This is a genomic window from Rheinheimera sp. KL1, from assembly GCF_001275035.1.
GTDB lineage: Bacteria > Pseudomonadota > Gammaproteobacteria > Enterobacterales > Alteromonadaceae > Pararheinheimera > Pararheinheimera tangshanensis.
In genome coordinates this window covers 210,514-233,568 of sequence record NZ_LAMX01000026.1, presented here as the reverse complement: position 1 = coordinate 233,568, position 23,055 = coordinate 210,514, and the positions used below count along the sequence as shown (strand labels likewise).

General features: G+C 47.8%; 21 protein-coding genes. 12 read left to right on the top strand and 9 right to left on the bottom strand.

From position 1 onward, the window contains the following. Positions 1–4 precede the first annotated feature (4 nt). The 5 genes from WH43_RS15295 (at position 5) to WH43_RS15275 (ending at position 5,780) form a co-directional block, all read left to right on the top strand. Positions 5–1,417 (top strand): glutamate synthase small subunit GltD family protein, encoded by a 1,413-nt coding sequence (locus WH43_RS15295; protein ID WP_053425452.1) that lies wholly within the window; start codon positions 5–7, stop codon positions 1,415–1,417. A gap of 311 nt (positions 1,418–1,728) precedes the next feature. Next, the gene (locus tag WH43_RS15290) at positions 1,729–3,639 is read left to right on the top strand and encodes a propionyl-CoA synthetase (protein ID WP_053425451.1); all 1,911 of its coding nucleotides are present in this window, start codon (positions 1,729–1,731) and stop codon (positions 3,637–3,639) included. A gap of 29 nt (positions 3,640–3,668) precedes the next feature. Beyond that, a complete protein-coding gene (locus WH43_RS15285) occupies positions 3,669–4,709 on the top strand; it encodes a DUF2804 domain-containing protein (protein ID WP_082335814.1) in 1,041 nt (346 codons plus the stop codon). A gap of 68 nt (positions 4,710–4,777) precedes the next feature. Then, positions 4,778–5,029, top strand: coding sequence for a TIGR03643 family protein (locus WH43_RS15280; protein WP_286049810.1), 252 nt, complete (start codon positions 4,778–4,780; stop codon positions 5,027–5,029). Between the two features lie 61 nt (positions 5,030–5,090). Beyond that, entirely contained in the window at positions 5,091–5,780 is a 690-nt protein-coding gene (locus WH43_RS15275; protein ID WP_502694045.1) for a cupin domain-containing protein, read from the top strand. On the opposite strand, the gene WH43_RS15270 is transcribed toward WH43_RS15275, so the two are convergent. Then, on the bottom strand, positions 5,777–6,838 hold the full coding sequence (locus tag WH43_RS15270; protein WP_053425449.1) for an alpha/beta hydrolase family protein: 1,062 nt from the start codon (positions 6,836–6,838) through the stop codon (positions 5,777–5,779). The genes WH43_RS15275 and WH43_RS15270 overlap by 4 nt on opposite strands. A gap of 404 nt (positions 6,839–7,242) precedes the next feature. On the opposite strand from WH43_RS15270, the gene WH43_RS15265 reads away from it, so the two are divergent. Then, entirely contained in the window at positions 7,243–9,786 is a 2,544-nt protein-coding gene (locus tag WH43_RS15265) for an EAL domain-containing protein (protein ID WP_053425448.1), read from the top strand. Here the strand turns inward: WH43_RS15265 and WH43_RS15260 are convergent. From WH43_RS15260 to ltrA, 3 genes are all read right to left on the bottom strand, one after another. Next, positions 9,773–10,273, bottom strand: a complete 501-nt coding sequence (locus WH43_RS15260; RefSeq protein ID WP_053425447.1) for an NfeD family protein — start codon at positions 10,271–10,273, stop codon at positions 9,773–9,775. The two genes, WH43_RS15265 and WH43_RS15260, sit on opposite strands and share 14 nt — an antisense overlap. Before the next feature lie 9 nt (positions 10,274–10,282). Continuing rightward, entirely contained in the window at positions 10,283–11,221 is a 939-nt protein-coding gene (locus WH43_RS15255; protein WP_053425446.1) for an SPFH domain-containing protein, read from the bottom strand. Positions 11,222–11,459: 238 nt separating this feature from the next. Continuing rightward, a complete protein-coding gene (ltrA, locus tag WH43_RS15250; RefSeq protein WP_053425445.1) occupies positions 11,460–12,659 on the bottom strand; it encodes a group II intron reverse transcriptase/maturase in 1,200 nt (399 codons plus the stop codon). Positions 12,660–12,759: 100 nt separating this feature from the next. Between ltrA and WH43_RS15245 the strand changes: the two genes are divergently transcribed. Then, positions 12,760–13,776, top strand: a complete 1,017-nt coding sequence (locus WH43_RS15245) for an IS110 family RNA-guided transposase (protein WP_053425444.1) — start codon at positions 12,760–12,762, stop codon at positions 13,774–13,776. A gap of 178 nt (positions 13,777–13,954) precedes the next feature. Here WH43_RS15245 and WH43_RS20810 read toward each other — a convergent pair whose 3' ends face one another. Beyond that, a complete protein-coding gene (locus WH43_RS20810) occupies positions 13,955–14,104 on the bottom strand; it encodes a hypothetical protein (protein WP_286049809.1) in 150 nt (49 codons plus the stop codon). Positions 14,105–14,879: 775 nt separating this feature from the next. After that, the gene (locus WH43_RS15235; protein WP_053425443.1) at positions 14,880–15,209 is read right to left on the bottom strand and encodes a hypothetical protein; all 330 of its coding nucleotides are present in this window, start codon (positions 15,207–15,209) and stop codon (positions 14,880–14,882) included. 113 nt (positions 15,210–15,322) lie between these two features. On the opposite strand from WH43_RS15235, the gene WH43_RS20095 reads away from it, so the two are divergent. Further along, positions 15,323–15,682: a hypothetical protein gene (locus WH43_RS20095; protein WP_152342875.1), complete on the top strand. Its 360-nt coding sequence runs from the start codon at positions 15,323–15,325 to the stop codon at positions 15,680–15,682. Here the strand turns inward: WH43_RS20095 and WH43_RS15230 are convergent. After that, on the bottom strand, positions 15,606–16,274 hold the full coding sequence (locus tag WH43_RS15230) for a hypothetical protein (protein ID WP_053425442.1): 669 nt from the start codon (positions 16,272–16,274) through the stop codon (positions 15,606–15,608). The two genes, WH43_RS20095 and WH43_RS15230, sit on opposite strands and share 77 nt — an antisense overlap. Before the next feature lie 245 nt (positions 16,275–16,519). Here WH43_RS15230 and WH43_RS15225 point away from each other — a divergent pair, with 245 nt between their 5' ends. The 3 genes from WH43_RS15225 (at position 16,520) to WH43_RS15220 (ending at position 18,279) form a co-directional block, all read left to right on the top strand. Beyond that, positions 16,520–17,221, top strand: coding sequence for a DUF3800 domain-containing protein (locus WH43_RS15225; protein WP_082335813.1), 702 nt, complete (start codon positions 16,520–16,522; stop codon positions 17,219–17,221). 76 nt (positions 17,222–17,297) lie between these two features. Continuing rightward, complete coding sequence (locus tag WH43_RS20805; RefSeq protein ID WP_286049808.1) at positions 17,298–17,528, top strand: hypothetical protein; 231 nt, start codon at positions 17,298–17,300, stop codon at positions 17,526–17,528. 139 nt (positions 17,529–17,667) lie between these two features. Next, positions 17,668–18,279, top strand: coding sequence for an integrase core domain-containing protein (locus WH43_RS15220; protein ID WP_286049807.1), 612 nt, complete (start codon positions 17,668–17,670; stop codon positions 18,277–18,279). Positions 18,280–18,512: 233 nt separating this feature from the next. Here the strand turns inward: WH43_RS15220 and WH43_RS15215 are convergent, their stop codons facing one another. Together WH43_RS15215 and WH43_RS20800 are read right to left on the bottom strand one after the other, a co-directional pair. Then, positions 18,513–19,007: a hypothetical protein gene (locus tag WH43_RS15215; protein WP_053425440.1), complete on the bottom strand. Its 495-nt coding sequence runs from the start codon at positions 19,005–19,007 to the stop codon at positions 18,513–18,515. After that, positions 19,004–21,061: a hypothetical protein gene (locus WH43_RS20800; RefSeq protein ID WP_286049805.1), complete on the bottom strand. Its 2,058-nt coding sequence runs from the start codon at positions 21,059–21,061 to the stop codon at positions 19,004–19,006. Before WH43_RS20800 ends, WH43_RS15215 begins: the two co-directional genes overlap by 4 nt. 189 nt (positions 21,062–21,250) lie before the next feature. Here WH43_RS20800 and aceK point away from each other — a divergent pair, with 189 nt between their 5' ends. Then, the gene (gene aceK / locus WH43_RS15205) at positions 21,251–23,032 is read left to right on the top strand and encodes a bifunctional isocitrate dehydrogenase kinase/phosphatase (protein WP_053425439.1); all 1,782 of its coding nucleotides are present in this window, start codon (positions 21,251–21,253) and stop codon (positions 23,030–23,032) included. Positions 23,033–23,055 lie beyond the last annotated feature (23 nt).

The window sequence follows — 23,055 nt, the reverse complement described above, 5'->3', positions numbered from 1 at the left end:
AACTATGGCACAGAATGTTTATCAATTTATCGACGTAAAGCGGGTTGACCCACCAAAGAAGTCGCACCGTGAGCGGACCATTGAGTTCGTAGAAATTTATCAGCCTATGACAGACACTCAGGCCTCAGGTCAGGCTGACCGTTGTCTGGACTGTGGCAACCCTTACTGCGAATGGAAATGCCCTGTGCATAACTATATTCCGCAGTGGTTAAAGCTGGCGAACGAAGGCAAGATTATTGAAGCGGCTGAATTGTCGCATAAAACCAATAGCTTACCTGAAGTCTGTGGCCGGGTTTGCCCGCAGGACAGGTTGTGCGAAGGCGCCTGTACCCTGAACGAAGGTTTTGGCGCAGTCACCATAGGTTCTATTGAAAAATACATTAACGACAAAGCCTTTGAAATGGGCTGGCGGCCGGACTTATCAGCAGTGGTCAAAACCGGCTTAAAAGTCGCGGTAATAGGCGCAGGCCCTGCAGGTTTAGCCTGTGCTGACGTGCTAATTCGTAATGGCGTGACCCCTGTGGTATTTGACCGTTATCCGGAAATTGGTGGCTTATTAACCTTTGGTATTCCGCCTTTTAAACTGGAAAAAGACGTCCTGAAATTACGCCGTGAAATCTTCACCGCTATGGGTATTGAGTTCCGCTTAAATACCACAGTGGGCGTGGATGTCAGCTTTGACAGCCTGCTGCAGGAATACGACTCGGTGTTTTTAGCTTTAGGCACTTACACCCCAATGCAAGGTGGTTTGGTCAACGAAAAAGCCCCTGGTGTGTATGAAGCCCTGCCTTATCTGATTGGTAATATCAACAATCTGATGGGCTGGCAGACAGAACACCCCTATGTGAACCTGGCTGGTAAAAAAGTAGTGGTCTTAGGCGGTGGTGACACCTCAATGGACTGCGTGCGTACTGCTATTCGTCAGGGTGCCAGCAAAGTCACATTAGCCTATAGACGCGACGAAGCCAGCATGCCGGGCTCGCGCAAAGAAGTGCAAAATGCCCGCGAAGAAGGTGTGGAATTTATGTTTAACCTGCAGCCACTTGGCATCAAGTTGAATAACGAAGGCCATGCTTGTGGTGTTGAAGTGGTGACCACTGCTATGGGTGCAGCCGATGCCAAAGGCCGTCGTAATGCCGAAGCAGTACCAGGCTCAGAGCAGGTATTAGAAGCAGACGCAGTGATTGTCGCTTTTGGTTTCCAGCCAAGCCCACCTCAGTGGTTAAAAGATATGGGTGTAGCGCTTGATGACAAAGGCCGCGTTGTGGCCAGCGAAAAAAGCACTTACCCACTTCAAACCAACCAGCAAAAAATCTTTGCAGGTGGCGATATGGTATTAGGCTCAGACTTAGTAGTGACAGCCATAGCTCAGGGCCGGAAGGCGGCTGAGGGGATATTGGATTACCTGCAGGTGTAAGCCTTCGTACTTGAAGCCGCAGCGTTGTTGACTGCGCACACCTGCCCCAGTCACATAGGCAACTATGCTCCTGGGGTCTGATGCACTTGTCGCCTAGCTGCAACATCAATTACTTTGGCTAGGGGTTTTGAGAATATTTTTGAATAAAGGGCATCAGCTAACACTGATGCCCTTTTTGTTTTCTGTTTTATTTTTTGTTTGTCTGAGCTACACCTAAAGTCTATGCACCTTAAGTCTAAGTTCGCTTTGCATCCTAATTCGCTAAAGTAAAGCGATAACAAAAGCACAGCTAAAACGAACAGGGTACCTCTATGACAAACACTACATCGCCGTATCAGCAGCATAAGCAGATGGCAAAAGATAACCCGGAGCAGTTCTGGGGCGAGCAGGCCAACAAACTGGCCTGGTATCAAAAGCCAGCCAGCCTGTTAAAAAAGCTGGATCAACATCATTACCAATGGTTTAGCGATGGCGTAATGAATACCTGCTATATGGCGCTGGATCATCAGATTGAGCAAGGCCGTGGCAATCAAACAGCACTGATTTACGACTCTCCGGTTACCGGCACCAGCAAAAAATACAGTTACTTGCAGCTTTGGGATCAAGTGGCAATTTTTGCCGGAGTGCTTAAAGCCAATGGTCTGGAAAAAGGTGATCGGGCCGTCATTTATATGCCGATGATCCCAGAAGCGGCCATAGCTATGCTGGCAGTAGCTCGTTTAGGGGCTGTGCACTCTGTGGTATTTGGTGGTTTTTCTTCGCATGAGCTGGCGATGCGGATTGATGATGCAGCACCAAAACTTATTATCAGCGCTTCCTGTGGTATCGAAATTAACCGCATTATTGCCTACAAACCTTTGTTGGACGAAGCCTTGCAAAAAGCCAGTCATAAGGTGCATTGCAGCATTGTCTATCAGCGTGAGCAGCAGCCTTGTGCATTAGTGGCAGGTCGGGATCTGGACTGGCAGCAGCAAATGCAATCGGCTGAACCTGCTGCCTGCGTACCCGTACCTGCGACAGATCCGCTTTATATTCTGTATACCTCAGGCACGACCGGCAAACCCAAAGGTGTAGTGCGCGACAATGGCGGTCATGCGGTGGCGCTGCATTACAGTATGCAGGCTGTGTATGACACCAAACCAGGCGATGTATTCTGGGCTGCCTCGGATGTCGGCTGGGTGGTGGGTCACTCTTACATTGTCTATGCCCCACTACTTGCGGGCTGCACTACAGTGTTGTACGAAGGAAAACCAGTGTTTACGCCGGACGCCAGTGCATTCTGGCGAGTCTGCGCCGAGCATAAAGTCAATGTGCTTTTTGCAGCGCCAACGGCCTTTCGTGCTATTCGCAAAGAAGACCCGGAAGCCGCATTACAAACTTATGATTTATCAGCACTGAAGTATATTTTTATGGCTGGCGAGCGGCTGGACCCCGCCACTTACCATTGGGTGGTCGATAAAATCGGCAAGCCAGTGATCGATCACTGGTGGCAAACTGAAACCGGCTGGCCTATCAGCGCCAATCCAGCCGGGCTTGAATTAATGCCTGCCAAAGCAGGTTCCTCCACTGTACCAGTGCCAGGTTTTAATGTAGAAATTCTGGATGAAAGTGGCTTACCTGTGCCTGCCAATCAGCAAGGTTATATAGCGCTACAACTGCCATTACCACCAGGCTGTTTAAGCAGTATCTGGGGCAATGACGAACGTTTTGTTGATGGGTATTTATCCACTTTCCCAGGTTACTACGCCAGTGGCGATGGCGGTTATATAGATGAAGATGGCTATTTATTTGTGATGGGCCGCACTGACGATGTAATTAACGTCGCAGGCCATCGTTTATCCACTGGCGAGATGGAGCAAATAGTTGCCAGCCACCCTGCGGTGGCCGAATGTTGTGTCATAGGTATTTACGAGGCCATCAAGGGCCAACAACCTTTGGCTATGGTGTTGGTGAAAAATGGCGTGGATATCAGTGAAAGCCAGCTGGAAGCAGAACTTGTGGCTATGGTGCGACAAGAAATAGGCGCTTTGGCCTGCTTTAAGAAAGCCATTATCGTCAAACGCTTACCTAAAACCCGCTCAGGCAAGATTTTACGTAAACTGTTAAGGCAAATCGCCACCGGCAGCGACTATTCTGTGCCGTCCACTATAGACGACCCGGCCTGTTTGCCTGAATTAGCCGAACTGATGCAGCAGAAGGATTTAATTGGTAAAGAGCAATAGCTTTGCAGTAGAGTAAAACAAACCCTTTAATGCACAGCATGATGAGCAGTTACCAGCCGACACTTAGCAAAGCACCAACCGACCTGATCCAAGCCAATGGCCAACCGGCCTTTGGCTTGTTTGATGGTTCAGTAGCTCACTTTAATCTGCAGAATTTTGTTTATCACAACCTGATGGACAAAAAGGCCAATGCGCTGGCCCGTTATTTTCACTACAAACAGTTTCAGTTTATTTGTATCACGGGCACTGACTGGTTACTGGCTGTAGCTATTGCCGATATCCGTTATGCAAATTCAGGTTTTGCCTATTTATATAGCTTTGACACTAACCAGGCTATTAGCAAAGGCGTGCTATTGCCGGGTGCTTTGAGCTGCCAGATGAGTGACTCACCATCGAAAGGCGAAGCCAAACAACACTTTGGAGCTTATAAAGTAGCGATAAAAGCCAGCCTCACCCACTGGCAGTTAATTATTGATACCAAAGAGTTAAAGGCGACTTTGACCATAGAAAAAGCCGGCCAAATGCCTTTAGCTTTATGCGCGCCCACAGGCTATAACGGCTTCACTTACACCGAAAAGTCCAATGCTTTAAAGGTATCAGGCAAGCTTGAACTTCAGGGCAAGTCGCTGGATTTAACCCAGGCTTTAGCGGGTTATGATTTCTCGGCAGGTTTTATGCGCCGCCATACCAGTTGGCGCTGGGCCAGTATCAATGCAGTGATTGAAGGCCAGGCTTTTGGCCTGAATATGGCTGCTGGTGTTAATGAAACCGGGCTTTGTGAAAATGCACTCTGGTTTAATGGCCAAATCCAGCATTTAAGCCCAGCCAGTTTTGTCTTTGATCGCAAAGACGATACCAAAGCATGGCAAGTCAGTAGTCTTTGTGGCGAAGTTCAGCTTGAATTTACACCTTTGTATTGCCGTCAGGAAAAGGTCAATATCGGCTTACTAGCCAGTAACTTCCGTCAGTATGTTGGGCTTTATACGGGCTTTGTGGTGCTGCAAAATGGCACTAAACTGCAACTCAATGCGGTCAAAGGCCTGGCAGAAGATCATTATGCCAAGTGGTGATTTTTCTGGTCCACTTCGCTATAAGTAACGTAAAAATGGCACTTGCCATTAGTAGAAGTAACATCAGCTTGAGTACTTATACTCCCGAAGACTTATCCCGCATTATTGAAATGGCCTGGGAAGACAGAACCCCTTTTGAAGCCATAGAACATCTATATGGCCTGAACCAGCACCAACTCATCGAGTTGATGCGTAAAGAGCTAAAACGCAGCAGCTTTGAGTTATGGCGTAAACGCACAACGGGCCGCACGACGAAGCATTTAAAGTTAAGATCGCCTGACATTAGCCGTGGCTATTGCCCTACCCAGTATAAGAGATAGCCAGTACAAGAGATAATTCACTACCATGACTTTATTACCCTGGGCTCAGATGAGCGCCGAAATGAATACCGATCTAAACCAGCGCATAGTGCAAACGCCGGAACAGGCGCTGTGGTATGAGTCTCCTGCCAACGACATTCACAGAAGACCTTTGGACAGAACAGGCGCCGAAGTCGCCAAGGCCACCAGCATAGTGCGCTATTTACCCGGCAGTCAGTTTGCCAGTCATCAACATGGCGGTGGCGAAGAAATTCTGGTGCTCGAAGGCACTTTTTCCGACGAACACGGCGACTACCCAGTGGGTACTTACTTACGTAACCCACCCGGCACTTCACACGCACCTTTTTCCAAAGAGGGGTGTTTATTACTGGTCAAGCTGTGGCAATTCAGTGAAGGCGATACAGAACAGCTTTGTATCCGGCCAGAACAGCAGCACTGGCAACCTGGTTTGGTGCCGGGTTTGCAGGTGTTGCCTTTGCATCAGTTTGATGGCATCAATACGGCTTTAGTGCGCTGGGCTCCAAACACCAGATTCCAACCTCATGTGCATGCAGGAGGAGAAGAAATTTATGTACTCGAAGGGCTGTTTCAGGACGAGTTTGGCAGTTACCCCAAAGGCAGTTGGTTACGCAGCCCTCGCTGGAGCAAACACCAGCCTTTTACCGGTGTTGAGGGTGCACTGATTTATGTCAAAGTAGGACATTTGGGGGCTGAATTGCTAGGAGACCAACTCAGCAGCCAAAACCTCTAGTTCAACACCGCTACTAAATCTGAGCGAATAAAATCCGATAACACAGGTTGATGTTGTTGCGCCCACAGGCTCATAGCGCGACCATCACCTGTGGTCACTTGCTCGATAAAAGCACTGGATAATGCCTGAGTGGCCGCCTTAATCACCTGCTGCTGTGGTGCCGAATCTGAATCACGCCGCCAGCCAGAAAAAATGTTATGGCTGCCGGCGCTAAACACCGCCAACACTTTGTAGCTGCTGGCCATCGCATAATACAGCTCAAATCTGTCAGCCGGAGCAGAGTAATAACCCGGCACCTTAATTTCATCTTCAGTGGTCGTAATATGCAAAGTGGGAATAGTGACGCCAGCTAACACCTGATCCAAAGGCTGATCGTTATAAAAAGGTGGTGCAGAAATTAGAATGGCGGCTTTTATTCGCTCATCTTTCAGGCTAACCAACTTACCGTCCTGCTCTACCTGCGCGCCACTTAACAACATAGAAGTATTAGCGCCGTAGGAATGGCCAGCCATCAGAATATGATGAGGATCAAAGTTGGCGGCATATTCTGAAGCTAAGATCCGGTCCAGCGCAAACTTCACATCCTGTACTCTGGCCAAAGCCTCAGTTTCATCTGCCGCATCCATCAAACGAAATGGTAACAATAGTCTGCTGCCGCGCCACACTTTACGATCGCTGCCGTCATGCTGCACATGCAAACTGGCATAGCCCTGACTGGCCCAATATTGCCCCAGATAAGCGTAGCGTTCTTTTGAGCCACCTAAACCATGAGAAAACACAATTAACGCCTTGGCTTTTTGCTGATGTGCAGGTTTAAACAACAAAGCCGGTACCACCCGCTGCCTTGCCTCATCAAACCAATCAAAGCTGATCTCTTCAATATTCGATGTCAGACTCTGAGCAACTTCTGCCGAATGTTGTACTGAAGGTAAATTCAGCTGCTGCTGCCAAACCACAGAATTTAACGCCTGCTTTTGCGAACAACCAGTTAAAGAGACCAGCAAAAGGCCGATAAGGCTGCCTGCAGCTAAAGTTTTGATGGTGGTACTGGTTCGCATAACGCTATTCCTTCATTAAAAATCAACGCAGCCTGGTTTTCTCTTCATACAGAAAAAATGAACAAGACTCTGGTTGTGCTCGTCTGGCAGTAGTGCAAGTCTCTGCGCATTCGGTCGGTAAAAACTCTGAAATCTGAAAAAACAACTTATCTATTTGATTTACTTAGTTAATACATAAAGTGTTCTACCCCTATTATCCCGGGTTCAGATTAAATAAAAAGCAATAAAAACTGATAAGGCTGTTCAATAATTTCGAACAAAGCAATCCAACCTGAGGCGAGCACTGCACATCTGCTGGCTAAAACCTAATCCATATCAAAAAACGAATGAATTTATCAATTTACGCATTGCATCTGAGAGCCTGCCAGCTAAGGTTAAAACAGGTGCCTTTTTCCTGAGCCGTTATGACCTTCCAGCAAAGCCCTTTGTTCAAAACTTTAATTGTTTCAACTTTATGTGCTCTGGTACTGGGCGCTCTGGTACTGTTTCATCTGGTGCCGCAGCAAGCGCTTAAACCCATCAATGAGCTGTACTATTTTCCTGCGACTGAACAAACTTCAACTTTGCAGCAACTGCTGTTCCAACCCGCCGATCAGTGGCAACTGTTACCAGATACAACCTCCAGCCTGGGTTATCAGCAAAGCGATTTTTGGTATAAAACCCGCCTGAGTGCCAGCAGCACAGCAACAGCTTTGTCTGTATTAGCCCCCTTTATTGACAGGCTCGAGCTCTATGTACTGGATAATCAACTGCAGGTTTTACAAAGTCATCAGTTGGGCGACCAGCAGTTGTACAGCCTGCGGCCTTTACCGACACTGAATTTCGTCATTCTGTTACCTGCCAGCTCAGAAGACCTATGGCTCTATGCCAAAGTCAGTAATCAGGGTGCCAATATGCTGCCGCTGCAGCGCAGCAGCACACTGGAAATGGAGCAACAGGAGCATCTGGCTGTGTTTATCCATAGTTTGTTCAGTGGTATTTTTTTATGCCTGATTGCCCTTTCTGCCGGTTTTTATCTGATTTACCGCCATAGTTATTTTTTAGCCTTCTCGGGCATGTTTTTAACACTGGTGTTAATTCAGCTCGAGATCAACGGCTTACTATTTGCTTACGTCTGGCCACAATCACCGGATTACAATGTAGTGATTGAATACGGTGCTGTTTTTGGTTCCTTGTTTGCTTCAGGTTTTATGTTGTCATTTTTCCGTGGCGCCGATACTCCGAAATGGCTGATGTGGCCTTTCCAGCTGATAGCAGCTTTTGCTGTGCTCTTAATGCTGGCGAGCCCCTGGCTTGGCGCTTACTGGCTGAAAAAGTCCGGGGTTGAACTGACAGCACTGACAGGTTGCCTGATGCTGTTAGCCAGCTTTTGGCTGCTGCATAAACGCCACGCCAATGCGGTATTTTTTGCTCTGGCTCTGCTCACTATGTTGACAGGTATAGCGGTGATGATTTTACGCAGCAAAGGCTATCTCCCCGCTGTGATGCTGACTAATTCAGCGATGGAAATAGGCAATGCTTTATCGGCCTTATTTTTTGTCTTTGCGATGTTGCAAAACCTGCATCTGGAAAAGAACAAAAAAATCGCTTTTCAGCAGCAAATTCTTGATCAACAACAGCATATTCAAAGCATGCAGCACAAAGCATTACAACAAGCGCTGACCGAGCATATTTCGGGTTTACCCAATAAAAGAGCCTTGCTCAATCGTCTTGAGCAATTGGATGAACAGCGGGACAGCAATTTTTATCTGGTCATGATTGTCCATCAACGCTTTCGCCAGATCGAACGCGCTTTAGGGGTTGAAGAAGCCAACCACACCATCACAGGTTGCAGCAAATTACTCAAACGCTGGGGCGAACAACAGCGCCAGACAGAAGCGCAATACCCCAGCTTATTTGCCCTGGAGCGCGACAGTTATGCCGTGCTGATCGCACCGACAGATTTCCGCTCCCAGTTTGAGCAATTGCGTTATCAGCTTGATGCTTTACTGATGGTCGACAATTTACAGCTGGATTTAGGCACAGTGTACAGCTCAGTGCATTATCCGGTGGACTGTGCCAAAGCGACTGACACACTGGACTTAGCCTTAGCGGCGATAGAACATGCCGACAGAGCCGGAGACTATTTGCCTTACGAGCCTTTATATCTGGAGCAGAACCTCGAGCATATTCACTTATTGTCTGAACTGAATATAGCGCTACAGGACGATTTACTGGAGCTTTATGTCCAGCCCATATTGGATATGAAGCAGCAAAAAATTCATGCAGCTGAGCTGTTGATCCGCTGGTATCACCCCAAAATGGGCCAAATTTCACCAACAGATTTTATTCCTCTGGCTGAACAAACCGGCATGATCAGCCAGGTGACAGAATGGGTGCTGAATAAAACGCTGCTACTGCAAAAACAACTGGCTGACACCGGAGCTCATTTGCGTTTGTCTATGAATATATCGCCACTGGATTTACGTAATACCGCCTTAATATCCCGCGTGATCGAAGCGGTAAAAAGCACCAGTCAGTCGACAGTGCCGCTGCAACTGGAGCTGACAGAAACTGCTTTTGTGGACCTGGTGAAAGACTCAGAACAAGCCCTCAAACTACTGGAACGCTCCAATATCCGTATTTCGCTGGACGATTTTGGGGTAGGCCAGTCCTCTTTAGCCCGCCTGCAAGGTTTACCTTTGGGCGAACTTAAAATAGACCGGGATTTGCTGTGTCAGGCGATACGACTGAATGACGACACAGTGCTACGTTATGCGGTGATGCTCGGCAGATCCCTGCAACTCTATACAGTGATTGAAGGAGTGGAAACCGTTAAAGAACTGGAATTTGTCCGGCGTTTAGGCGCAGATGCGGTGCAGGGATATCTATTGGCTAAACCTATGCCTTTTGCCAGGTTTAGCCAGTGGCTGACTGATTTTGAGCAACAGGGTTTCAGATTAAGCTAAAAACCCTGCAGCCCTCAGAAGCTTTTACGTTTGACCAGTAAAAACCGACGCTGGCAGAGCTTATCAGCACAGCCTGCCCTGCCTCTATCGTAGTCGCCATTTCTGTCGGATCTAAACGTACCCGCCATTCCAGACCACAAAACTGAATATGACTATCACTGTCTTTGCTGGCCAGCTCAGTCAATATCAGCTCAGTACCAACGAAATCAGAAATAGCGCTGTCTTCCTGTAAACGGATCCCGGTTTTTTGCAGCTTACGTAAAGGTTTCCACAACAGCAGTGCCGACAAGGCCGTTAACATCGCCAGGCTAAGCAGCACCAGACTGGTGTCCTCCGGCAACCAGCCAAACCAAATCAAAGCAGCAGTAACAAAAGCTCCTATAGCCAGAGCCAGTAGCACTTCCAATACACCAGGAATAGCAAAAGGCAGCATAGCCAGACATAACAAAGCCAATAACAACAAGCCTGATAGCAGATTCAGCTCCATCAACACTCCTTAGGATAAAGTTCCTGACTTTTGAATTGCCGCCACTACACCCAAAGCTTCAGCTACCGTATTACCCGCTGAGGATTTGTCGTTATCCATCAGTACCACAGTCGACTCGCGGGCTATGGCTTTTTTCGCCGCTATAGCTTCAGTCGCCAGGTCCAGTAACACAGCAGCCTGACCTTCAGAGGTAGCAGCCGCCTGACCTATCATAGTTAATGCCTTCGCCTTAGCTTCAGCCACCAGTTCAATAGAACGGGCTTCACCTTCAGCTTTCAGCACCTGCTGCTCACGCTCAGCTTCGGCCGCTAATACAGTAGCTTGTTTATCACCTTCGGCTATGTTGATAGCAGCCTGACGCTTACCTTCGGAATCTAAAATAGAAGCGCGTTTTTCCCGCTCGGCACGCATCTGTTTTTCCATCGCATCTAACACCGAAGCCGGCGGGTTAATGTCTTTAATTTCATAACGCATCACCTGCACACCCCAGGCGGCAGAGGCCTGATTAATGGCATGAATAATTTTTATATTCAGGCTGTCACGTTCTTCAAAGGTTTTATCTAAATCCAGCTTACCAATTTCAGAGCGCATCGAGGTTTGCGCCAGCTGGATCACGGCATACACATAGTTATCAATGCCATAAGAAGCTTTGTAAGGTTCCATCACTTTGATATACAACACACCGTCTATCGTCAGGCTGATGTTGTCTTTGGTAATAGCCGACTGACTGGGAATATCAATAGCGCTCTCTTTCAATGACACGCGGTAGGCGATACGGTCAATAAAAGGGATCACAAATTGCAAACCCGCGGTTTGGGTGTTGTAGTATTTGCCCAGTCGCTCCACTATGTAGGTCATATTCTGTGGCACTATCACTACGGTTTTGCCAATCAGGATCAGCACAGCCAACACCAATGCCGCAGTGACTATTAAATTCGTTTCTACCATCACTTATCCTTAAGAAGTTACTATTTAAATTGCCGCTTAGCTTAACGGATATTCCTTTTAATTTAAAAACAATATTCAATCCATTAACAATTTAGCACTCAAGTTACAGCCTTGCCCTGCAACCACATCCGTACGTACCAGAATTTAGAATCGGCATAGGGGCGATCAACATTGTTGATCGACCCCTGCCACACCACCCTGCATGCGGGTCCGCACAGGGCGGTTCGGGAAGTTGAGGTCATGAGAGCCTCGGTAATCCCAGTTTGTCGAAGTAGTTGATGGTCAGCACTGTGTTTAACAGATACTGACTGTTTCGCCACCAGCGTTTGCAGTTCCCTGCTACGCGTTTGGCGACTAGTTCTGACGCACCAAGTTTTCGCAGTGCCACATAAGCTCGTCGTCCGCCTTTCCATTGCTTCAGCTGAATGGCCCTCAGACGATGCCTTATCCATTCATCCAGCTTTCGCCAGACCGATGGCGTTTGTGAGTATCTGAAGTAGCCTTTCCATCCTAACAGGTAACTGCGAAGCGCACTTATCACCTCTGCCATACTGCTACCGACTGTACGACGCGTTTGTTGCCTCACACGTTGTTTGAACTTCAGCAACGCTTTGTCTGCGACTGCCCGTTTGACCTCGCCTCTTTGGTTACTCCATAGGCAGTATCCAAGGAACTTGCGGCCAAACACGCTGCCGACCGCACTTTTGCCTTCGTTGATTTGTAAATGCAACTTAGCGTACAACTGCCGCAGCCACGCCATCACACGCTCGCCAGCTCGCTGACTACGCACATACACATTGCAGTCATCAGCATAGCGCGCGAAGCGGTAACCCCGTTGCTCCAGAGCTTTATCTACCTCGTCCAACAGCACATTCGCCAGCAATGGCGAGAGCGGTCCACCTTGCGGTGTGCCGTCCTGCCTTGCTAACACCACGCCGCCATCCATCACACCTGCGTTCAGGTAGCTGCGGATTAACCCCAGTATGTCCTTATCTACAATACGTTTGCCCAGCCGGTCCATCAGGATGTCGTGATTCACTCTGTCGAAGAACTTCGACAGGTCGACGTCAACCACGACCTGATAACCAGCTTGTGCATACCGCTGTGCTGCCAATACCGCATCCTGCGCGCACCGCGCGGGCCGAAAGCCGTAGCTATGTTCGCTGAACGTCGGATCAATTATCTTTTGCAGAATCTGAAGTAACGCTTGTTGGATAAGACGGTCTGTCACTGTTGGAATACCCAGTTCACGTTCGCTGCCATCCGGTTTAGGGATGGTCACGCGTCTGACGGGTTGGGGGCGGTAAAGCCCCGTTTGCAGTTGTGTGCGAAGCTCTGGCCACTTTGTTTTCAAAAGCTCTGCCGTTTGGATGATACTCAAACCATCCACCCCAGCACTGCCTTTGTTGGCTTTTACCCGCTGCCATGCACGTTGCATATTCTCTTTTGCAAGGACTTGCACAAGCAAGTCTAATGTGATGACTCGCCTCCCATCCTGACTTAGGATGAGGTGACCAAACCAAAAGAGGCGAATCATCATGCTTATCAAAACATTAGGCGTTGATCTTGGCAAGCTCAGTTGTCATGTAATCGGGCAAGATCAGCACGGAAAAGTAGTAGAAAAGCGCAAAATACTAATCAGTAAGTTTGCAGAATATCTGGCAAATTTACCGCCGTGTGCCGTGTTTTTTGAGGCCTGCGGTGGAGCACATCATTGGTGCCGTAAAGCCAGAAGCCTTGGCCATCGCGCTGACATGATCCCGGCTAATTTCGTAAAGCCTTTTGTAAAGTCGAACAAAAACGATTTCAACGATGCCGAAGCTATTTGCGAAGCGGCTCAGCGTCCGACGATGCGCTTTGCGCATGTACGCAGTGAAGAGCAACAAGCCTTTGGCTGTTTACTGAAATTGCGTGAGCAATTGGTGGAAGAGCGCACAGCGGTCAGTAATCAGGCGCATGCGTTTCTGTTGGAATTTGGCATTCAACAGAAAAAAGGTCGTGCTTTTATCAGCACTGTCGCGGACATGACCGAAGATGCAGAAATTAATTTACCGGAAGCCTTGCGCCTGGCACTGTACCGTCTGGTTGAGCGTTATAAAGCGGTTGATAAAGAAATCAGTGAGTTGGAACGTGATATCACGGCTATCAACAGCCAGAACGAGAACTGCAAGCGTTTGCAAAGCATTCCCGGCGTGGGTTTAATTACATCCAGTTTTATTGAATCCTGGGCAGGCAGTTGTACACAGTTTAAAAGTGCCAGAGACTTTGCTGCATGGGCAGGATTAGTGCCGAAACAGCATTCAACAGGCGGGGTAAGTAACCTGCTTGGGATTAGCAAACGCGGTAACAATACATTACGTAAATACCTGATCCACGGCGCTCGCTCTGTTATCCAATGGAAGCTCGAAGAAAATCATGCCTGGAGTCCATGGATTAAAAAGCTGTTATGCAGCAAGAAAAAAACAGTAGCTGTGGTCGCCATGGCCAATAAACTGGCCCGCATTATCTGGGCCGTATTAACCAAAGAGCAGAATTACGCAGCAGTCGCTGCATAAACCGGGTCACACCGAGTTTGCAACACGATGGCAATAAGGCAACAACCATGATCGGAAACCTGTCCAGGGCAAAAGCACAATGATGCTGAAGGTCTTATAAGGGCGATGATGGGCGAACAACATAGCGGGCGTGCACAACAATAAAGTGCAAACAGACTCCGGATACATTGACGCAGACTTATTTGTTATCAGTGCTTGCAATCAGGAGGCGGGTCATACATTGCCCTGCGGCTTTGAACTGTTGTCGCGGGGGTGTTGTTTCATCACGGACACCTTCTGGCAAGGTTTCACCTTGTTTGTTGGTATTTCGCTCCGTTATATCGGACATCTGATACCTGACTTCACTCATCGACAACGCGTAGTCCGCTCCTTCCCGTTTGGCCCTTCGCATTTATGCTACTACGGCCTCTGCTGACTTCTCGCTCCGCATCGCTGCGTCGCCCTTTCAGGCATCAGGCGAGATCTCCCCAGGTAAGAACGCATTCCTTCACTGCACAACCGCCGGATTTACGCCACACCGCTTTGGCTACAAGAGCTTCGCAGTTCTCTGCCTGCTCGCCCTGCAATGTCACGCCTCGTATCCGATTTTTGTTCATCGGCTCGCAGTTTCGCTCCACGCTTCCTTCCCACAGTCCGTCACCGTTCTGCAGTTGCGCTTCACTTCGTTCACTGTAGCCAGCTTACGGCAGGACTTTCACCTGCAAGAATGCGCCCATGCTGGGCGCACAGAGCTAACGCCAGCCGAAGCCTGGCGTGGCAGACAAAACAAAAACGCAGAAAAAGCGCAGTGGGTGAGCGCATGGCATGGGGTTTTGTGTGGGTATTATGTTCCGGAATAGCTGGCAGGTAGTTTTTTCGGCAAGGCAAAAACAGCGTTCACACCGAATGCAGCTTTGCTCTGCCTGAAATACAGAAAAGCGGCGAACAACAAGTTACAGGCATAAAAAAATCCGGCGAAGTGGCCAGATTTTTTAGTAGTTACAACAGGTTGGTGGCTAAGTTTTAAGCAAAAACCTGTTGTATTTATTAGCCCAGATCGTGTGAACGGTATGAACGGGACAACCTGCCCCTATTTTTCCAGATCGTCTGAACGATACAACACATTATTTAAATACTTGAACTGGAGAGCGGTCGTGAAGATAACTAAAAGTTTCCAATACCAATCTATGATCAAGCATACCGCCATTTTGGACGGCATCCTTACATAAGGGTATCAGCCACAATGTACCAGTTAAAGAAAGATGTTCCTGCCAATGTTTTTCTAATATATCGGTTGGTTTAAATCTACCACCAACGCCCCCCATACCTCTTCCCTCTAATATTACAAACGGAGCATCTTCGTTATTAACATCAATCCATACTTCATAAGGATGTTTCTGTTCTGGATCAGATTCTTTATACCCAACACCTAAAACATAGTAAGACCTGCTCATTATTCGCCATCTCCAGATTTTGGTTTGCAACCTTTGGGGTCAGGTCTAATGTGATGACTCGCCTCCCATCCTGACTTAGGATGAGGTGAACAAACCGAAAGAGGCGAATCATCATGCTTATCAAAACATTAGGCGTTGATCTTGGCAAGCTCAGTTGTCATGTAATCGGGCAAGATCAGCACGGAAAAGTAGTAGAAAAGCGCAAAATACTAATCAGTAAGTTTGCAGAATATCTGGCAAATTTACCGCCGTGTGCCGTGTTTTTTGAGGCCTGCGGTGGAGCACATCATTGGTGCCGTAAAGCCAGAAGCCTTGGCCATCGCGCTGACATGATCCCGGCTAATTTCGTAAAGCCTTTTGTAAAGTCGAACAAAAACGACTTCAACGATGCCGAAGCTATTTGCGAAGCGGCTCAGCGCCCGACGATGCGTTTTGCACATGTACGCAGTGAAGAGCAACAAGCCTTTGGCTGATATTCAGGTTGCCTTGTTGGGTTTGGGTGCTGCTGTCGTGCGTATTGACTCCCGCCTGCATCACCAGGCTGCCAACGTTCAGCGCCATAGCGCCACTGCTGTCAATGGCAGAGCCTTTAACCAGCAATTGGCCGTCATTTCCGGTGTTGAGGTACACGCCGCTGCCTGATAACACCGACCCTACTGAATAGCTGTCCTGCACCTGGGTTTTGGTCTTGGTGGCACTGACGTTCAGCTCAAGGCCTGCGTTAAAGCCCAGCGTTGTGGTGCTGTTTGCGGTTGCTACGCCTTGCTGATACAAGGCAATAGATGCTGTTGCTGCATTATTGCTGGCGACCGCGATATTGGTCAGGTGCCAGGCTTCATCGGTTTTCAGGATATCCAGCCGGGTGCGCACCTCGTCAATATCAGCCTGAGTCACACCGGGTTTGCCCTGGGCCAGCTCACTTTCGAGTTTTGTTATCTGAGCCGTTAAGCTGTCTTGCTGTTGCTGCCAGGCTTTGTAGTTACGGCGGGTCTCTTCCAGTTGCTCCGCCGCTGCTTCTGCGGCTTTGGCAGCATTGGCCACCTCTGCCGCCTGATGCGTCACCATCAGGTTCACTTCTGCCGAGCCCTGAGTGGTTTCACTGCTTTGGCTGAAGGTGTCTGTTACTCATTACATGGATCAAATCATGGATATATTGCCTGGGTTGCATCAGGTGCAAGGTTGGAGTAACCTTATCTCCAAGTCGGGTCTGCGCTGACCATTATGCGGTGCAATGAAGAACTTCTTCGCCTGGCTTACCTAATGCATAAAAGGCTGCGATATCGCGGCCTTTTTTACATCCGGAACTTGCTATGCATCTACTCTACATCGACGAATCAGGCTCTGTAGCCGATCCTAACCAGCAATACTTTGTGTTAGCCGGAGTGTCTATCTTTGAAACTAAAACACACTGGGTTGAGCAAACGCTGAATACTGTCGCTGAGTCTTTTAATGCGCAAGATCCCTGGTCTGTTGAACTACACGGTTCCCCCATGCGTTCAGGCCGTAGAGGCTGGAAAGCTCACGCACTGCAAGACCGGCTCAGTGCGCTTGATAAAGTGCTACAGGACGCTGTAGTGGCCCACCATGGGCGTTCTTTGCGGTTATTTGGTGCAGTAGTTAAAAAATCAGCCTTGGTTGGTGTCGATCCTGTTGAGCATGCTTTTGAACAGTTAGTCAGTCGTTTTGATTTATTTCTCAAGCGGGTTTATCAAAAATATGATGATCCACAACGTGGCCTGATGATTCTGGATAAATCCTCAACTGAAATGCGGATCCAGAACTTAGCACGCGAGTTTAAATACTCCGGCCATACATGGGGCCAAACCAAAAACTACGCCGAAGTCCCTGTATTTCTGGATTCAAAGGCATCACGCCTGATCCAACTGGCAGACATTGTGGCTTACGCCATTTTCCGCAATTTCGAGCATAACGACCCGCGCTGGTTCGACATTATTAAGCAGTGCTTTGATGCTGAAGGTGGAGTCACCCACGGCCTATACGTCAAAGAATAACCACTCTGCGCGTCACTCCGGCTGCTGTCGCTGATTTGACCTGGATGCCCCGGCCGGACTGACGATCATCAGGGCCGTGCAGTCCACCGTTCCCATCATTTATCCTTTACACCATCAAATCGACACACCACGCCAGACGATTTCAGGGATTTATGCTGTATTTTTTGCTGTTGTTGCAATTTCCGTTGCGGGCTTTGCTCTTGCTTTTGTTTCGATTGCTTTTAACCACAAAACCACTCAAACCAAACTTTTACGCCAGCCCCCTCAAAGCAGCTTTACCCGCTCCGTCTTCTTGCAGAAACCGTAAAAAGCCGCAGTGGGTGATTGATAAAGTGCTGTATCTCGCTGCCCTATCCGGCTATGGCGCTGGCAAAGTGGCTGAATTATTTAACCAGCGCTACAACCACAACGGCGATAGCGTCAGCAAAACCTTTGTGTACTACCAGATGAAAAATCAGCAGTATCAAATCAAGGTGTTGCGGCGGAATATGAAAAATACTCCCCCCAGAACAGTAGCGGTTAATCAAACCTGGGGCATGGATTTAACAACGGTCACTCTAAATAAACAGCAGAAGCTGGTTCTGGGAATTGTGGATCACGGCTCAAGGCTAAGTCTGAAACTTCAGCAACTTCAGTCAAAGCATTCAACAGCCATCATACTGGAAGTGGTGCAGGCAATCCGGCAGTTTGGATTTCCAAAATTTATCCGATCAGACAACGAAAGTTGTTTTAATTCCTGGTGGCTGAAGAGCTGCCTGAAATTATTGGGGATAAAAAAGCAAACAACTGCCGTTGCTAGCCCCTGGCAAAACGGTCGTATAGAGCGATTTTTTGGTACTTTTAAAGAGAAATTCAGGCAACTGGATTTCTCCGGCTGTGACTTGCAAACCGAGTTGGATATTTATCGGGCCTGGTATAACAGCGTGCGAACGCATTCTAATCTCGGCGGCTTAACTCCTACCGAAGCCTTGCGTGGCAGGCAAAACAAAAACGCAGAAAAAGCGCTTTGGGTGAGCGCATGGCATGGGGTGTTATGCGGGTATTATTTTCCGGAATAGCTGGCAGGTAGTTTTTTTCAGCAAAGAAGAAACAGCGTTCGCACCGAATGTGGCTTTGTACTGCCTGAAACAAAGAAAAGCTGAAAATCTAAAGCTACAGGCATAAAAAAATCCGGCAAAGTGGCCAGATTTTTTAGCAGTTACAACAGGTTGATGGCTAAGTTTTAAACAAAAACCTGTTGAATTTAAGAGCCCAAATCATGTGAACGGTATGAACGGGACAGCGAACTTTATTAGCGTGGCTCCTCCTCCGTCTGCGCCTCTTTTTTAACAATAGTTTCTTTGGGTAATACAACATATGCCATCAACACCGATGAACAAGAGCCTAGGGCAAAGAACATAAAATGCTTGTAGCTAGAGAGCTCAAAGATTGTTTCTGAAGCGAATTCTCTTTTGAAAATAACCAAAGCCAGCAAATACGTCCAAAAATGAGCCAAACAACCACCTAATAGAAACACCATGAAATAGACTCTATAAGAAGCAAGTAATTTCAAGTGCACATATAGTCCAGCCAGCACGAACGCGGGGATCCCCCAGAATAAAATCCCATATAACCCAAAAGCTAAATAAATGAATACCCCTCCAATACCTGACTTATGAATCAATGTTGGATTACCACTAGAGAAAAAACTATAAAAGTCTGATATTAGGAATAAAAAGCTCCCAGCTAAAAATGGGCAGATTGCAAACCCCAGAAACACTTTCAAAGATGGATAAGGTTGGTTCATGGTTTACAGCCCTCGACTTCTGGACGCCCTAGCAATTTACAACCAAACGTCACACGGGATTTATAATCAAGGATATCAATACCTCCCGGCATCCCCTGCCGCTCATCCATAGAAAACAGTGGACTATAAAAGAATGGATTTATGTTGGTATCAGTAACAACTTTAGAAAAGTCAACAAACCACGATCTATCCCCCAAATACTTTTCATGCACAGGCTGCAACGCCTGCTGTTCACTTCTTAGTTGGTTAATATCCCACGCTACAGGATCTGTGACTGTCTGGTTGTAAAGATTCTTGAAATTGTCAAAACCTGCATTGATCAATGTATTACCTGCCTCATTACGCCACTCATACAATTCTGATTCACTGAACGGATTGTAAGTTGAAGGGAAAAAGATCGCACCAGCACCAAATGTCGCCCATGAAGCATTACCATCAGCCCCTAATCCTGTTAAAGGTGCGCGGCTCACAAACTCTGCGCCTCCGTACCATTTTACTCCTAACCCAAGGTTTTGTTCATACTGATTGCTGGCACCAAAAAAGTCGGCACGATTATCGATAGTGTTGTAATACAAAGCAAATCGTCCATCTGCACCGTCACTGTTGTATACATAATCAAAGGTGTTTTGTGACGACCTGCTTGTATCGTCATTTAGTACCTTCCATGCATCGACCATCGCAATATATTGCGTTGCTGAATTTACAGCAGTTCTACAAGCGTCACTTTCAGGGCTGTTTTTACATACCTGATTCAACTCATTATCTAATACCTTACTTAATGCTTCTGCACGGCCCAAGACCGCTGCTTTTTGCTCGGCGCTTGAGCATGTTTGTCCAGCTAAACAGCTTTTCACTTCATCTACCGTCTTTTTCGTCAAATAGTAATCCACCCGAGCATTTCCTACCGCATTCGCATGCTGCGTGCCCTGTTGTACTGTAGCAGTACTACCCAGACCGCCCGTGCTCACCGTGGCCAGAGCTCCCCCCATCGCCTGGTCGATGCGGTTGGCCAATTGCTCGCCTACCATGCCTGCGATGACTTCTTGTGCAGCATCATTCGTGCCCTGTGTTTGCAATGTCACAGTCTCATACACTTCATGACCCAGAGTGTTGGTCATGTCTTTACCATCCGTGGCTTTGTCCACGTTGATAAAAATATTGCCGAACTCGCTATTGCCCTCTTCCAGTACTGTGCCGCCTTTCACATCAGCCAGTACCGTGTCTCTTAGGGAATCGCTGGTCGTTTCGCTGCCATCGTAAAAACGAATTTCACTTGGATCGATACCAAACTTATCTTGCGCCCATTGCCCAAGCTCAGCCTGAGCTGCCAATCGCTCATCCGGGTCGTCGCTTTTTAGTTTTTCAAGCAGCGCCAAACCTTCAGGGGTTCGGGTTAAGTCATTTTTCAGCTGCGTGATTTTGTGAGTGCTGTCCAGCGCTTCCCAGAAATTGCCTGCTTTCAGGTCTTTTTCTGACACGGCTTTAGATGCGGCGTTGTACGTATCTTCCAGTGCGTCAGTCCCATTTTCGGCCACTATGCCCCAGGCTTTGGTGTCTCCGATGCTTTCAACATTGGTTTGCCACTGCTCCAGCTGCGTACCAGGGTTGCTGATTAAATTTCCGACGCTTTCCACAGAAGTGGAACTGGCATACAGCTCTGTGCTGCTGGACTCGTCTTTGGTGACTTGCTGTGCCAGTGCAGTATCGCGGTTTAAGCCCGACAGGTCTTGCTCCGGGTTGTCCCGCACTGTAAGAGTGCCATCCCCGATTGTGGCTCTGTTGATTTGTTCTTTATCGTGGCTCGATACGCTGCCGCTGGCGGTATAGGTAGTTCCGCTTTCAGGCTGGTTAGTGCCTGTATTATCACCAGCGTTAAAGCCCACATTCAGGTAGTAGCTATCTTCCTTATCGTGGTCTTTGATGTCACTAAAGCCCAAAGTGCCGGTATCCAGCGTCAGATTGCCCAAGTCATTGCCTGCTGCATCCTGATTGGCAATCACAGCACCATCAATCTGGGTATAACCTATGGGGTCAGGTCTTGCACCTTGCCCCAATCCAATTTATTGATTCAATTTCAATGAGTTTAAAGGAAAAACAACAGAATAGACCATAAAAACATCGAACAAATCTACACCTCAAAAAGCAAAGTAAGGGGCAATCCCCCCCTTCCCCCACCCAACAATTGATATCTGGTCGGATTTCAGTTATTTCTGAACTACAGGGTTCTTCATGGGTATGTGGTTATGCTGCAAGCTACAGAAATAGCTGATCTGATTTTAAAAGGCTTTCGCCGCCATTTTGCTTTATTTCAAAAAATCACCGCATTAGCACAACAGGGGTTTGCGCAGAGAAACTGGCTGGAATTGCAACGCATCAGCTCGGAGCGGATTTCTTATTACGACTTGCGGGTGAATGAAACTCTGGCCTTGCTGCAACAAAAGCTGACAGGGGCAGAATTAAATGAGTGCCTGTGGCAACAGGTGAAGCAGCAATACCAGCAGTATCTGTTATTTCACCCTCAGGCTGAGCTGGCTGAAACCTTTTATAATTCTGTGTTTTGCCGTTTATACGAGCGTAAGTATTTTCATAATCAGAATATTTTTGTCGAGTCCACCTTAAGCAAACAACGTTTACCTGCGCCTGTGGCTTCGGTGTATGAAAGCTATTTCCCTGCCCAGTATGGTTTAAAACAAAGTATCAGAGCCATTGTCGCCAGTTTTCAGCTGCAGGCGCCCTTTGTCGATTTAGAGCGGGATATTCGCTTGTTGGTCCGCACTTTTATCGGCCAATCCAGCCATGGTCATTTTCCTGTGCATCTGGTGCGCTTTGATATTTTAAAATCGCTGTTTTTCCGCAACAAAGCGGCTTATATCGTAGGGCGAGTGGTCACGCCAGACGGCCAGCAGCCTTTTATTATTCCGCTGCTGCATGATGAGGAGCAAGGCATTTATGTCGATACGCTGATCACTGACCCACAACAAATGACCATTATTTTTGGTTTTTCCCGCGCTTATTTTATGGTGGAAATGACAGTACCTTCGGCTTTGGTGCATTTTCTAAAAGAGTTGCTACCGCATAAAACGCTAGCCGAGCTGTATTCCTCTGTGGGCCTGCACAAACAAGGCAAAACCGAGTTTTACCGTGAGCTACTCATTCATCTGGATAAATCCAGCGATCAGTTTGTCGCAGCACCAGGTATTCGCGGCATGGTGATGATGGTGTTTACTCTGCCCTCTTTTCCTTATGTGTTTAAGGTCATTCGCGATAAGTTTGCCCCTACCAAAGAATTTGGCCGCGATACCGTCAAAGCCCGTTATCTGTTGGTGAAAAAACATGACAGGGTGGGCCGTATGGCAGATACCATGGAGTATTCAGATGTTGCCTTGCCGCTTGACAGGTTCAGCCCCGAATTGCTGCAGGAGCTGCAACAAAGCATAGCGGGTTCGATGCAGATTGAAGATGACAGGGTGATTATCAAGCATTTGTATATAGAGCGCCGCATGCTGCCGCTGAACTTGTATCTGGAGCAGGCAAGCTATGAGCAAAAAGTAAAAATGATGGCCGATTATGGTCAGGCGCTAAAAGATATGATTGCCGCCAATATTTTTCCCGGCGATATGCTGCTGAAAAACTTTGGTGTAACCCGCCACGGCCGGGTGATTTTTTATGACTATGACGAAGTACAGTACCTTTTAGATGTGAATTTCCGCTTTATTCCAAAAACCGACAACTACGACGATATGTTAAGTAACGAGCCCTGGTATTCAGTCGGCCCCGGCGATGTATTCCCGGAACAAATTACCACTTATGTCACAGCACAAAACGACATTCGCCAGATGCTTATTCAGAGCCATCCTGAACTGATGGACGCCGGGTATTGGCAGCAAAAACAGCAACGCATTCGTGATGGCATAGTAGAAGATGTGTTTCCTTATCCACAAAGCCAACGCTTCCACACATTGTATCCGGCAGAGTATGCAAAAGCGGATGGCTTAAGTACAATGCCGCCGCCTGAGCAGACATAGTGTTTGCGGCAATCAAGGATTAG